The following is a 13,186-nucleotide window of genomic DNA, read 5'->3' as shown; positions in this document are numbered from 1 at the left end:
GAACAGGCAAGGGCGCCTGCGGTGTCAGCTCCAAGATCGTGACGGGGTCGTGATGTCCGCCTCGAACATAGGAGTTGGAAATTTCCGGGCCGTCCTGCCGGAGGTCCCGTCACAGCAGCGACGGCACCTCCTGCGCCGCGACGGAACGCGCGGCCCGCTCCAGCGCGCTGGCCAGCAGGGCGAGATCGGTCGGCCCGTTCCCCAACTCCCTTACGGGGCGGCGGGTCGGCGGGTCACCCATCCGCGTCCAGTCGAGCGGCACCACCGTGGGCCGCTGCGTGGCCGTACGGGGGATCCGCCCCGTGACCCGGCCCGCCTGGAACGCCAGCTCGCGTCCGTCGGCGCCGGAGAGCCGGCCGCGGCCGGGCGCCGGGTCGTCGGGACCGGCCGACGGGGCGTCGAGCACGACCCGCAAAGCCACGCCCCACGCCGGCTCGGAAGCGGACGCGCGGGCCGCGGCCAGATGCACCCCCAGGCGCTCGCCGTCCCGGACGACGGCCTCCAGGGCCCGTACGACCGATCCCGCGGCGGGCCGCCCCGGCGAGCCGAGCGGGGGTGAGAGCAGCGCGTCCAGGTCGTCCACCAGGACCACGAGACGGGGCAGGGGCGGGGCCGGATCGGCCTCCTTGCGGGCGGCGGCGGGCCGCAGGCGCAGGGTCGAACTGGGCGGCGTGTCCAGGTCCCCGGCGCCCTGGTCGGCCGTGCGGGGCGGCGCGGGGCGCTGGGCGACCAGCCGGCCCGACACCTCGCGCTGGGTGTGCCACTCGGCGAAGTGCCCGCGCCCGAGCAGCTCGGCGCGGCGCTTCAGCTCGGCGGCGAGCGACTGGGCGAACTCCCGCATGCGCACCGGGTCGTTGGCGGCCAGATGGGTCGTGACGTGCGGCAGGTCCGTGCAGACGCGCAGTCCGTCGCCCCGGTCGGCGCCGCCGGTACCGTCCCGCCCGTCGACGAGGACGAGCCCGAGCCGGTCAGGACGCTCGGCCGCCGCGAGCGACGCGGCGATCGAGCGCAGCAGCTCCGTACGGCCACTGCCCGCCGGGCCCTCGATCAGCAGATGGGGGCCCTCGGCGGCCAGGTCCACGACGACCGGTCCGCGCGGTCCGGCGCCGAGCACGGCCCACGCGCGCCCGCCGAGCGCCTCCGTGTCGTCCCCGGCGGCGGCCCAGCGGGCCATCAGGGAAGCGGGCGTGGCCCGCGCGAGCCCCAACTCGTCCAGGAGTCGCGCGACTTGGGGCAGCGGCGCGGAGACTCTGGGGTGCGGCTCGCTGGGACCGCTGTCGGTGCGCAAGGGGGCGAGGGCCCGCGCGAAGCGCTCGGCCCAGGCCGCCGACACCGCGTCGATCGCGGCGACCGTGCCGTGCCCGACGACCTGGCCGTGCGACGTCCGCATCAGCCGCAGCGCCGTCGCCACATCCCCGCTGAGCAGTGCGACGGCGCCGCACGACTTGAACGCGGGCGACACGGCGCACGCCATTTCATAGGTCTGCGTGACCGGCGACGCGGGCGAGGACGCGGGGGCCTCGGCGAGACAGATGACATGGATCCCGGCCCGGCCGCCTTCCGTCGCGAGCCGCACGGTGGCCTCGCGCAGCCCGGCCGATCCCGGGTCCCCGTCGACGACGAGGACGGTCAGCGGGCCGGTCCAGCGGTGCCCGGCGCCGGGGCCCTGGGGCGGCCGGGTCTCCTCGGCGCCGGGGTGCCCGGCGGGGTGGTCCGTCGTACGCCCTGCCCGGTCGGCGGTGGGCCTGAAATCGGCGTGGCACTCCGCCGGAGCGTCGCCCGGCCGGCCTCCCGCGCCCTCGTGCCCGTACGGCCCGGGCATCCGGCCACCGCGCTCGCCGGCGTCTGCGGCTTCACCCGAACGGGACCTCGGCACCATGGGGCCGAAGCCGGCCGGCTGCTGCCCCGCGCGGGCGGCCGCCGTCCCGGCGTCCGGGCGGCGCGACTCGTCGGCGATGTGGTCGTCGAGGCGGCGCAGGAGCTCGCCCGTACGGGCCACGGCCTGCTCGCGGTCGTACGCGAGGAGGAGCCGGCAGTCCTGGCCGTGCGCGGGGCGCAGATGGGGGAGCCAGCCGAGCCAGGACCACTCAGCAGCCCGGTCCTGGACGCTGCGCGACCGGTCCGTGCTGACCAGGACGATCTCCAGGGCGTCCGGCGAGTGCAGCGCCGCGAGCTGCGCGACGACGGAACGGGCCACGCCCGACAGCCGCGCCCGCGGCCCGGCCAGACCGAGCGCGCCCGCCTCCCGCAGCCCCACCGTCACCGGGACGCCGGGCAGCAGCCCCGTGCGGTCCGGGGCCGTCCGGTCGTCCGTGCCGAGCCGCACCGCAAGCGCCTCGGGGTGCCCGGGGCCCCGCTCCCAGAGCCGTGGCCCCGGTCCGAGCGCAGTGAGCAGCAGCGCGGCCGCGTCCGGCCAGGACTCGGAGGATCCCCTGGAGGAGCGGGAGGCGCGGGCGAAGGTCTCGGGGACGTGCGGCGGCTCGCCGAGGTGGGCGCCGGTGTCGTACGGGGACACGTCCTCGCCCGTACGCCCGCCGGCCAGGCGCCGTGCCCAGGCGCCGAGCCCGCCGCGCCTGCGCTGCTCGCGCGGCACGGCTGTCCCGCGCGCGGGGGTGATGGTCGGCGTGCTCTCGGCGGCGGGCGGCCCGCCCTGCTCGGGCACGACGGGGCCGGATCTGGCGGCAAGCGCGGCGGGCCCGTATGCGTGCCGGGTCTCGCCCGCGAGAGGGGGCTGGGAGGAAGGGTCTTCGGAGCCGCCCGCGTCCGGGGCCGTCACGCGCACGTAGCCCTCGCCGTCGGGCGCCGTCCGCAGCACGGGCCCCGAGGAACCTGAGAAACCAGTGAAAGACGAGGAGCCCGCGGCGCCCTCGGGGGCCAGCCGCAGCGTGGACTCGCCGAGCCGCAGGAGTGCGCCGGGGGCGAGCCGGGCGGGGCGGTCCCCGACAGGGCTGCCGTCGACCGTCGTCCCGTTCGTCGAGCCCAAGTCGGTGACGGTCACGCGGCCGTCCGGGCCGAGCGTCACAGCGCAGTGCATCCGGGAGACATCGGGGTCGTCGAGCGCGACATCGGCGTCCGCGGAGCGGCCCACGCGGATCTCGCCGCCGTGCAGCAGATGCACACCGCCCGCGTCGGGCCCCGCCACCACATGGAGCTGCGCCGCCGCGCCCTCGATCTCGGGTCCCGGCTCGGCGGGAACACCCAGGGACAGCACGGCCCCGTCGGTCAGCGGCGGCTCGCCCAGCGTGCAGCGCTGCCCGTCGAGCCGCTCGGGTCCCGCGTAGAGAATCGCCGTGCCCTCGCCGCCCGCGACGGCCGTCACCAGGGCGGAGGCCACCGCGGCGAGCGCGGTGCCCGCCGGGGCGGTCACCAGCACGTCGCACGACGCCGCGCGGTCTTGCGGGTCGGGGCGCGTCCCCAGGGGGTCTACGACGGTCAGCCGGATCTGCATCGCGTCAGCGGTCCCTTCTGCGCGGGCGCCCGGGAAGGGGCTGCACCGCGGTCACCCCACCGCAGATCCCCCACCGCACAACGGGCACGTAGGCCAGTACGAGAGGCATCCTCGCACTAGCCACCGACAACACGCCCGTCGGCCACCCGTAAGTGATCTTGATTGGTCGGCTCTGCCCGCAAAAGTGCCTGCATGATGCCGCTTGGGACCGCTCACCCCCTTGCCGGCGGCAACCAACAGCCCACCTCGAGCGTCTTTCCGTCGAACGCGGCTGTGGCGGGGCGGGGAGTCGCGGAAGATCAACAGACGGCGGGTTGTCCGACGGCACTACAGTGGTCGGAACACCCGAGAACGAGCAAGACAAGCAGTACGAACGGGCAAGACCAAGCAGTACGCCAGTACGCAGCAAGCAGGGAGCGCATGACGTGCGGCCGGTAGGCAGTAAATACCTGCTCGAGGAGCCGCTCGGACGCGGCGCCACGGGCACCGTGTGGCGGGCCCGCCAGCGGGAGACCGCGGGGGCCGAGGCGGCCGTCGCCGGGCAGCCCGGCGAGACCGTGGCGATCAAGGTCCTCAAGGAGGAGCTCGCCAACGACGCGGATGTCGTGATGCGCTTCCTGCGCGAGCGCTCCGTGCTGCTCCGCCTGACGCACCCCAACATCGTGCGCACCCGCGACCTGGTCGTCGAGGGCGAGCTCCTCGCGCTCGTCATGGACCTGGTCGAGGGCCCCGACCTGCACCGCTACCTCCGCGAGAACGGCCCCTTCTCCCCGGTGGCCGCGTCCCTGCTGACCGCCCAGGTCGCGGACGCGCTCGCGGCGAGCCACGCGGACGGCGTCGTGCACCGCGACCTGAAGCCGGCGAACGTCCTGCTGAAGCAGGACGGCGGTGAGATGCATCCCATGCTCACCGACTTCGGCATCGCCCGCCTCGCCGACTCCCCGGGCCTGACCCGCACCCACGAGTTCGTCGGCACGCCCGCGTACGTCGCGCCGGAGTCCGCCGAGGGCCGCCCGCAGACCAGCGCGGTGGACATCTACGGCGCCGGAATCCTGCTGTACGAGCTGGTCACCGGCCGGCCCCCGTTCTCCGGCGGCTCCGCGCTCGAGGTCCTGCACCAGCACCTGAGCGCCGAACCGCGCCGCCCGTCCACCGTGCCCGACCCGCTGTGGACGGTCATAGAGCGCTGCCTGCGCAAGAACCCCGAGGAGCGCCCCAGCGCCGAGAACCTCGCCCGCGGCCTGCGCGCCGTAGCCGAGGGCATCGGCGTGCACGCGAACTCCGCGCAGATCGCGGCGGCCGAGGGCGTCGGCGCCCTCCTGATGCCGGACCCCGCGCCCGCGCAGGTGCCGGGCGTGCCCGGCGCGGCCGACCCGACGCAGGTCCTGCCCGGCAACGCCGGCTCGTACGACCCGAACGCGGCGACGAGCGTCATGCAGTCCACCGGCACCGGCGACGCCGACCCCACCTCGGTCCTGCCGAACCGGGGTGCCGCCGACCCGACGGCCGTCATGCCGCCGGTCCCGCCGCACCAGCCGGGCGCGAACCCGGACGACCCGCACCCCTGGCAGAACCAGATGCGGGCGGCCCGAGACCGCAACGAGCAGACGCAGGTCCAGTACCTGAACCCGAACGAAGACCCGCTGCGCCGCCGGCCGCAGCGCCAGCAGGGGCGCCCGCAGCAGCCACAGCAGCAGTACGCGCCCCAGCAGCCCCGCCGGCAGCAGCCCCAGCAGCAGTACGCGCCGCAGCCCCAGCAGCAGCAGTACGCGCCGCAGCAGCAGCCGCGCCAGCCGCAGCCGCAGGCGCCGCAGCGCGAGCCGCGGCAGTCGAGGCAGCGCAGTGCGAACCGGATGAAGATCCCGGGGCTCGGCTGCCTCAAGGGCTGCCTCTTCATGATCGTCATGCTGTTCGTGGTGAGCTGGCTCGTCTGGGAGTTCACCCCGCTCCAGGACTGGATCGGCACGGGCAAGGGCTACTGGGCCCAGCTGTCGGACTGGTACGACACGGTCACCGGCTGGATCGGCGACCTTGGCAGCGGGGGTTCGGGCAGCGGGGGTTCCGGCACCTGAAAAACGCCTCACGGCCCCGCTTCGGCCGTGAGGTTGGAGATTTGTCGACTTCCGGAGGGTGATTTCCCCCGTGGATGTGATGGTTGGCGTCCGAGCCGCGTAGCTTGGGCGCCAACACGCGTCTGTAGGAGCAGTCTTGGCACGGAAGATCGGCAGCCGGTACACCGCGAACCAGATCCTGGGACGCGGCAGCGCCGGCACGGTGTGGCTGGGCGAGGGACCCGAGGGGCCCGTCGCCATCAAGCTGTTGCGTGAGGACCTTGCCTCCGACCAGGAGCTCGTGGGCCGCTTCGTCCAGGAGCGCACGGCCCTGCTCAGCCTGGACCACCCACGCGTGGTCGGCGTCCGTGACCTGGTGGTCGACGGGAACGACCTCGCCCTGGTCATGGACCTCGTACGCGGCACCGACCTGCGCACCCGCCTCGACCGCGAGCGGCGCCTGGCCCCCGAGGCCGCGGTAGCCATCGTCGCGGACATCGCGGACGGGCTCGCCGCCGCGCACGCCGCCGGGATCGTGCACCGCGACGTGAAGCCGGAGAACGTCCTCCTGGACATGCAGGGCCCCCTCGGCCCCGGCGGCTCCCACCCGGCGCTCCTGACCGACTTCGGCGTCGCCAAGCTCATCGACTCCCCGCGCCGCACCCGCGCCACGAAGATCATCGGCACCCCGGACTACCTCGCCCCCGAACTCATCGAGGGCCTCCCGCCGCGCGCCGCCGTCGACATCTACGCCCTGGCGACGGTCCTGTACGAGCTGCTCGCCGGCTTCACGCCCTTCGGCGGCGGCCACCCCGGCGCGATCCTGCGCCGGCACGTCACGGAGACGGTCGTCCCGCTGCCCGGCATCCCCGACGAGCTGTGGCAGCTCCTCGTCCAGTGCCTGGCGAAGGCGCCCGCGTCCCGTCTGCGCGCCTCGGAGCTGGGAGCCCGCCTGCGCGAGCAGCTGCCCCAGCTCGCCGGGATGGCGCCGCTCGACGTGGACGAGCCGGACACCGAGCCCGACCCGGAGCCGGAGGCCGCCCCGGCCGCGCCCGAGGCGCCCGCCGCCCGCCGCGGCGCCGTCCCCCTGGTCCCCGGCGCGACCCCGGCCGACTCGAACCGGGACACCCACACGTCGATGCGCGTCCCGGCCCCCGACGAGCTGGCGGGCGGCGCCCGCGGCACCGCCCGCGCCCCCCGTGCGGCCGGCGCACCCCGGCCGGGCTCGGCCCGCCACCGAGCCTCCGCCCGCCGCCGCAGGATCACCCTCGGCGTCGCCGGAGCCGTCCTGGTGGCGGCGGCCGGCATCGGCACGTGGGCGGCCGTGGGCGGCGACGACGCGGACGCGACCCCCGGCAAGAACCCCGGACAGTCGGCCCCCGCCTCCCCCTGAGACGGCCCGGTGCAGCGCCCGGACCCGGCCCCGCGGCCACCAGGACCGGAGCACTTGCCCCAGCCGTTACGCTGGTGTCGTGGCAGTCGTCGACGTTTCCGAAGAGCTCAAGTCCCTCTCCTCGACCATGGAGTCGATCGAGGCCGTCCTGGACCTCGACAAACTGAGGGCAGATATCGCCGTGCTCGAGGAGCAGGCGGCCGCACCGTCCCTGTGGGATGACCCCGACGCGGCACAGAAGATCACCAGCAAGCTGAGCCACCTCCAGGCCGAGGTGCGCAAGGCGGAGACCCTGCGCGGCAGGATCGACGACCTGAGCGTGCTCTTCGAGATGGCCGAGGAGGAATCCGACCCGGACACCCGTGCCGAGGCCGAGTCCGAGCTGACCTCCGTCAAGAAGGCGCTGGACGAGATGGAGGTCCGCACCCTCCTGTCCGGTGAGTACGACTCCCGTGAGGCGCTGGTCAACATCCGCGCCGAGGCGGGCGGCGTCGACGCCGCGGACTTCGCCGAGCAGCTCCAGCGCATGTACCTGCGCTGGGCCGAGCGCCACGGCTACAAGACCGAGGTCTACGAGACGTCGTACGCGGAAGAGGCCGGCATCAAGTCGACCACCTTCGCCGTCCAGATCCCGTACGCCTACGGCCAGCTCTCCGTCGAGCAGGGCACGCACCGCCTGGTGCGCATCTCGCCCTTCGACAACCAGGGCCGCCGCCAGACGTCCTTCGCGGGCGTCGAGGTGCTCCCGGTCGTCGAGACGACCGACCACATCGAGATCGACGAGTCCGAGCTCCGCGTCGACGTCTACCGTTCGTCGGGTCCCGGCGGCCAGGGCGTGAACACGACGGACTCCGCGGTCCGCCTGACGCACCTGCCCACCGGCATCGTCGTCTCCTGCCAGAACGAGCGCTCGCAGATCCAGAACAAGGCGACCGCGATGAACGTCCTCCAGGCCAAGCTCCTCGAGCGGAAGCGTCAGGAGGAGCGGGCCAAGATGGACGCCCTCAAGGACGGCGGCAGCTCGTGGGGCAACCAGATGCGTTCGTACGTCCTGCACCCGTACCAGATGGTCAAGGACCTTCGGACGGAATTCGAGGTCGGTAATCCGCAGTCGGTGCTCGACGGCGAGATCGATGGATTCCTCGAAGCGGGAATTCGCTGGCGCAAGCAGCAGGAGAAGTAGCCTCGGGTCTTTTCCAGCTTTGTCGACAAGGCAACTGCCGCCCACCGGGCGGCAGTTGCCTTTTACGTCACAGTCGCATGTCCGTATGTCGGCCAACTCCCCCGATTTCGGGCATCACGTACGCAACGACCTTGACGCTGACATGAAAACTGGGAAGGCTGACGCGCGGCATGCGTATCAGTGGGACGCGTGTGTAACGGGGAGCAGGCCATCAGTACGCGGCTACCCCCGACGGCCCCCGTCCCGCGCGCTGCTCCATCAACGATTAGCTACTGGGGGTAGCAGCCAGATGACCAAGAAGACGCGGATCCGTATCGCGCGCATAGCGGCCGGTGCGGTGATCGCGGCCGGTGCGTCGCTGACCGCCGCGGGCGCCGCTTCGGCCCTCGACATCGGCGTGGACCTTCCGGGTGTGGACGCGAACGTGCACGCGGGCGGCGACGGCGTCGGCGCCGGTGTCGCGATCGGCGGCGACGAGGACCCGACCCCTCCGACCGAGGAGCCGCCGACCTCGTTGCCGCCGACGGACGAGCCGCCGACGGAGGAGCCTCCCACCGTGGAGCCCCCGACGGACCCGACCGAGGAGCCCACCGAGCCCACCGAGGACCCGACCACCCCGGGCAACGGCGGCGGTAACGGTGGCGGCAACGGCGGCGGCCACCACGGCGGCGGCAACAACGGCGGCGGGAACGGCAACACCGACCCCGACGGCGGCAACAACCCGGTCGAGCAGGGCCAGGGCAAGGACAGCCTGCAGGACACCGGCTCCGTGCCGGCCGCCCAGCCGGCCCAGAACCAGGGCAAGGGCGGTGAGCTGGCCGAGACCGGCGCCGCCGAGACCACGTTCCTGCTGATCGGCGCCGCGACGATGATCGCCGGCGGCATCGGCTTCCGCCTGCTGCCCCGCCTCGTCGGCGGCGGCCGCACGGTTGCCTAAGCAGCCGTAGGCGCGTACGTCACGTACGTCATGTACGTCATGTACGTGCGCACGTAACGCGAGAAGGGCCCGGAGCGTCGCTCCGGGCCCTTCCTCGTGTCCTAGACGGTCTGGTGCGCGAGGAGCGCCACCGCCGCGATGAGTACAGCCACCAGGGCTATCAGGGCCATCGGGTGAAGCCCCGCGAACGGGCTCTCCTGCTGAAGCCGCTCGCGGTTCGCCCGGCACACGGGGCAGCGGCCCTCGCTCACGGGCGCCGCGCAGTTCGCGCACACCAGCCGGTCATAGGTCATGCGCTCTTCCTCCTCCCGCGCGGCGGAGCCGCCACAGCGTAATTCTCTCCGCACAACGCTCCGGGGACCGCAACCGTTCCCCCCTACCACTGTGCCAGCTTCCGGGGATTTCGGCGCGCCTCCCCGGATGCTGCCCCTTTGGACCCGTTCCGTTCCCGCCATGACCCGCCCACGACCAGGCAATCAACGGGACAAAACACTCATCCAAGGACGCCGACTGCGCCGCGGAGCCCGGTTCGCGTATGGTCACGCTCACCTACCCCCGACGCCCACGATGCACCGAGGCGCACCCGTGATCCGATTCGACAACGTCTCCAAGGCCTACCCCAAGCAGACCCGGCCCGCCCTCAGGGATGTGTCCCTCGAGGTCGAGCGCGGCGAATTCGTGTTCCTTGTGGGATCTTCCGGCTCCGGAAAGTCCACCTTCCTGCGGCTGATCCTGCGCGAGGAGCGCACCAGCCACGGCCAGGTGCACGTCCTGGGCAAGGACCTGGCGCGACTGTCCAACTGGAAGGTGCCGCAGATGCGCCGCCAGCTCGGCACGGTCTTCCAGGACTTCCGGCTCCTGCCCAACAAGACCGTCGGCGAGAACGTCGCCTTCGCGCAGGAAGTCATCGGCAAGTCCCGAGGCGAGATCCGCAAGTCCGTGCCCCAGGTGCTCGATCTCGTCGGCCTGGGCGGCAAGGAGGACCGGATGCCCGGCGAGCTCTCCGGTGGTGAGCAGCAGCGCGTGGCCATCGCCCGCGCCTTCGTGAACCGCCCCAAGCTCCTGATCGCCGACGAGCCGACCGGCAACCTCGACCCGCAGACCTCGGTCGGCATCATGAAGCTGCTGGACCGGATCAACCGCACCGGGACGACCGTCGTGATGGCCACCCACGATCAGCAGATCGTGGACCAGATGCGCAAGCGCGTCATCGAGCTGGAGAAGGGCCGTCTCGTCCGCGACCAGTCGCGCGGCGTCTACGGCTACCAGCACTGAGCCCCGTGAGCACCAGAGCACTGAGAAAGGCCTGAGCAGACGCCATGCGCGCCCAATTCGTCCTGTCGGAGATCGGCGTCGGTCTCCGCCGAAATCTCACGATGACCTTCGCGGTCATCGTCTCGGTCGCCCTCTCGCTCGCCCTGTTCGGCGGCTCGCTGCTCATGCGTGACCAGGTGAGCACGATGAAGGGCTACTGGTACGACAAGGTCAACGTCTCGATCTTCCTGTGCAACAAGGGCGACGCCGAGTCGGACCCGAAGTGCGCCAAGGGAGCCGTCACCGCCGAGCAGAAGCAGCAGATCGTCTCCGACCTGGACAAGATGCCGGTCGTCGAGAAGGTCTCCCACGAGTCGGCGGACCAGGCGTACAAGCACTACAAGGAGCAGTTCGGCGACTCCCCGCTGGCCAGCTCGCTGACGCCGGACCAGCTCCAGGAGTCGTACCGGATCAAGCTCAAGGACCCGGAGAAGTACCAGGTCGTCGCGACCGCCTTCGACGGGCGTGACGGGGTCCAGTCCGTGCAGGACCAGAAGGGCATCCTGGACAACCTCTTCGGACTCCTCAACGGCATGAACTGGGCGGCGCTCGCCGTGATGGCGCTGATGCTCGTCGTCGCTCTCATGCTGATCGTCAACACGGTGCGCGTCTCGGCGTTCAGCCGCCGCAGAGAGACCGGCATCATGCGCCTGGTCGGCGCGTCCAGCTTCTACATCCAGATGCCGTTCATCATGGAGGCCGCCGTCGCCGGAGTCATCGGCGGTGTGGTCGCCTGCGGCATGCTCCTCGTGGGCCGCTACTTCATGATCGACCACGGTCTGGCGCTCTCCGAGAAGCTGAACCTGATCAACTTCATCGGCTGGGACGCGGTCCTGGCCAAGCTGCCGCTCGTCCTCGCGATCGGACTGCTGATGCCCGCGATCGCCGCTTTCTTCGCGTTGCGCAAGTATCTGAAGGTGTGACAAGACTCCCCTGAGTTACAGGGCGCCGTGCGGTTCAACGAGCCGTACGGCGCTTCGCGTTGTCCTAGACTCACCGTCATGTCGGGCCCCGAGTTGTTCTCCCGGCCCCGCCGCTTCGGCCGCGGGGCGGCCCTGACATTGGTCTTCGCGAGCGTCCTCGCGACCGGTGTCGCGACGGGTTCGTGGAGCGCCGACGGCCACAAGTCCGAGGAGGTTCCGGCCGGTTCGGCCACTGACGCCGGACACGAGGACGTGAGAGACGCGGCCGCCGGGGCGATGGCCGACGGCAAGTCCCCTGTGCAGGCTGCCGAGGAGGCCGTCAGCCGCAGCGGCGACCGCTGGGGCGCGGTGTACTCGCAGGGTGAGTACAAGGAGTTCGAGCAGGAACTCGACGGCCAGTACACGGGCGTCGGCCTCTGGGCCCGACGCACCGCCGACGGCCGCATCGAGGTCTCCAAGGTCGGTTCCGGGTCCCCCGCGGCCCATGCGGGCGTGCGCCCCGGCGACCGGCTCCGCACCGTCGACGGCCGGCCCGTCGACGGCCGCCCCGTCACCGAGGTCGTCTCCCTGCTGCGCGGCGAGCACGCGGGGACTGCGGTCCGGCTCGGCCTGGAGCGCGGCACGCGCGCGTGGACCGAGGTCCTGCGCCGGGCCAACCTCGCCACCGAGTCCGTCACCGTCTCCCGCCTCCCCGGCGACACCGTCCTGATCAAGGTCGCGGCCTTCACCAAGGGCTCGGGCGAGCGCGTACGGTCCGCCGTGCGCGACGCCCCCCACGGCGACGGCGTCCTTCTCGACCTGCGCGGCAATTCCGGCGGCCTGGTCACGGAGGCGGTCACCGCGGCGTCGGCGTTCTTCGACGGCGGGCTCGTGGCGACGTACGACGTACGCGGACGGCAGCGCGCCCTGCACGCCGAGCGCGGTGGCGACACCTCCAGACCGGTGGTCGCGCTCGTCGACAGCGGCACGATGAGCGCGGCCGAGCTGCTCACCGGGGCCCTCCAGGACCGTGGCCGCGCGGTCGTCGTGGGCTCGAAGACCTTCGGCAAGGGATCGGTCCAGATGCCGAGCCGGCTCCCCGACGGCTCCGTCGCCGAGCTGACCGTCGGCCACTACCGCACCCCCGCCGGCCGCGGCGTCGACGGACGGGGCATCGTCCCCGACCTCGAGGCCGAGGAGGGCGCGCGGCAGCGGGCCGAGACAGTATTGAGTGGCCTCAGGGACCCCTCGTAGTGCGAAAATGGCTGCACTATGTCTAAGGGAATGTTCGTACCGAAGGAATCACAGCCCAAGCAGGGCGCGTCCGGTAAGGGCGGTAAGTCCGCAAAGGGCGCTGACGGCAAGCGCAAGATCGTCGCGCAGAACAAGAAGGCGCGCCACGATTACCTGATCATGGATACCTACGAGGCCGGCATCGTGCTGACCGGCACGGAGGTCAAGTCGCTGCGCCAGGGCCGCACCTCCCTGACCGACGCCTTCGTCCAGATCGACCAGAACGAGGCGTGGCTGCACAACGCCCACATCCCCGAGTACAGCCAGGGCACCTGGACCAACCACGCCGTGCGCCGCAAGCGCAAGCTGCTCCTGCACCGCGACGAGATCGACAAGCTGGAGTCGAAGTCCCAGGAGACGGGTCACACGATCGTGACTCTCGCGATCTACTTCAAGGACGGCCGCGCCAAGGCCGAGATCGCGCTCGCCAAGGGCAAGAAGGAGTACGACAAGCGGCAGACGCTGCGCGAGCAGCAGGACCGCAGGGACTCGGACCGCGCCATCGCGTCGGCCAAGCGGAGGCAGCGGGCGCGGGAGCGCTGACGCTCCGCCGGGGTCCTGGCCGGTCCGCCGGTAATAGGCTGGCACCGTCGCCCGTCGGTCACGTACGATGGGTGTTGTCCCGCTGGTGACGGGACGCCCCGGATCGAAAGATCCGGTTTTGA

10 protein-coding genes are annotated in these 13,186 nt (G+C 72.3%); 8 read left to right on the top strand and 2 right to left on the bottom strand.

Annotated elements, in window-relative coordinates:
• Nucleotides 1–109: 109 nt before the first annotated feature.
• Nucleotides 110–3,448, bottom strand: a complete 3,339-nt coding sequence (locus ACY0PA_RS18060) for an FHA domain-containing protein (protein ID WP_473085583.1) — start codon at nucleotides 3,446–3,448, stop codon at nucleotides 110–112.
• Nucleotides 3,449–3,873: 425 nt separating this feature from the next.
• On the opposite strand from ACY0PA_RS18060, the gene ACY0PA_RS18055 reads away from it, so the two are divergent.
• From ACY0PA_RS18055 to ACY0PA_RS18040, 4 genes are all read left to right on the top strand, one after another.
• On the top strand, nucleotides 3,874–5,520 hold the full coding sequence (locus ACY0PA_RS18055; RefSeq protein WP_473085582.1) for a serine/threonine-protein kinase: 1,647 nt from the start codon (nucleotides 3,874–3,876) through the stop codon (nucleotides 5,518–5,520).
• A gap of 136 nt (nucleotides 5,521–5,656) precedes the next feature.
• The gene (locus ACY0PA_RS18050) at nucleotides 5,657–6,892 is read left to right on the top strand and encodes a serine/threonine-protein kinase (RefSeq protein ID WP_351255922.1); all 1,236 of its coding nucleotides are present in this window, start codon (nucleotides 5,657–5,659) and stop codon (nucleotides 6,890–6,892) included.
• A gap of 79 nt (nucleotides 6,893–6,971) precedes the next feature.
• The gene (gene prfB / locus ACY0PA_RS18045) at nucleotides 6,972–8,075 is read left to right on the top strand and encodes a peptide chain release factor 2 (protein WP_473085581.1); all 1,104 of its coding nucleotides are present in this window, start codon (nucleotides 6,972–6,974) and stop codon (nucleotides 8,073–8,075) included.
• A 289-nt stretch (nucleotides 8,076–8,364) separates the two neighbouring features.
• Entirely contained in the window at nucleotides 8,365–9,012 is a 648-nt protein-coding gene (locus ACY0PA_RS18040) for an LPXTG cell wall anchor domain-containing protein (RefSeq protein ID WP_473085580.1), read from the top strand.
• A 101-nt stretch (nucleotides 9,013–9,113) separates the two neighbouring features.
• Here ACY0PA_RS18040 and ACY0PA_RS18035 read toward each other — a convergent pair whose 3' ends face one another.
• Nucleotides 9,114–9,305 carry a hypothetical protein gene (locus tag ACY0PA_RS18035; protein ID WP_100593906.1) on the bottom strand — a complete coding sequence of 64 codons (192 nt, stop codon included), beginning with the start codon at nucleotides 9,303–9,305 and terminating at the stop codon, nucleotides 9,114–9,116.
• Between the two features lie 292 nt (nucleotides 9,306–9,597).
• Here ACY0PA_RS18035 and ftsE point away from each other — a divergent pair, with 292 nt between their 5' ends.
• The 4 genes from ftsE to smpB all read left to right on the top strand — a co-directional run bounded on the left by ftsE (nucleotide 9,598) and on the right by smpB (nucleotide 13,064).
• Nucleotides 9,598–10,287: a cell division ATP-binding protein FtsE gene (gene ftsE, locus ACY0PA_RS18030; protein ID WP_100593907.1), complete on the top strand. Its 690-nt coding sequence runs from the start codon at nucleotides 9,598–9,600 to the stop codon at nucleotides 10,285–10,287.
• Between the two features lie 44 nt (nucleotides 10,288–10,331).
• A complete protein-coding gene (gene ftsX / locus ACY0PA_RS18025; protein WP_384264390.1) occupies nucleotides 10,332–11,249 on the top strand; it encodes a permease-like cell division protein FtsX in 918 nt (305 codons plus the stop codon).
• Between the two features lie 78 nt (nucleotides 11,250–11,327).
• Complete coding sequence (locus ACY0PA_RS18020; RefSeq protein WP_473085579.1) at nucleotides 11,328–12,482, top strand: S41 family peptidase; 1,155 nt, start codon at nucleotides 11,328–11,330, stop codon at nucleotides 12,480–12,482.
• Nucleotides 12,483–12,512: 30 nt separating this feature from the next.
• On the top strand, nucleotides 12,513–13,064 hold the full coding sequence (gene smpB / locus ACY0PA_RS18015) for an SsrA-binding protein SmpB (RefSeq protein ID WP_473085578.1): 552 nt from the start codon (nucleotides 12,513–12,515) through the stop codon (nucleotides 13,062–13,064).
• Nucleotides 13,065–13,186 lie beyond the last annotated feature (122 nt).

Source organism: Streptomyces sp. DS1-CR2, from assembly GCF_055760475.1.
This window is presented reverse-complemented; position numbering and strand designations above follow the sequence as displayed.

Bases quoted from the DNA above. Each gene is read 5' to 3' on its own strand.
- ACY0PA_RS18060 (WP_473085583.1), bottom strand. From the start codon at position 3,448: ATGCAGATCCGGCTGACCGTCGTAGACCCCCTGGGGACGCGCCCCGAC.
- ACY0PA_RS18040 (WP_473085580.1), top strand. From the start codon at position 8,365: ATGACCAAGAAGACGCGGATCCGTATCGCGCGCATAGCGGCCGGTGCG.
- ACY0PA_RS18035 (WP_100593906.1), bottom strand. From the start codon at position 9,305: ATGACCTATGACCGGCTGGTGTGCGCGAACTGCGCGGCGCCCGTGAGC.
- ftsX (WP_384264390.1), top strand. From the start codon at position 10,332: ATGCGCGCCCAATTCGTCCTGTCGGAGATCGGCGTCGGTCTCCGCCGA.
- ACY0PA_RS18020 (WP_473085579.1), top strand. From the start codon at position 11,328: ATGTCGGGCCCCGAGTTGTTCTCCCGGCCCCGCCGCTTCGGCCGCGGG.
- smpB (WP_473085578.1), top strand. From the start codon at position 12,513: ATGTTCGTACCGAAGGAATCACAGCCCAAGCAGGGCGCGTCCGGTAAG.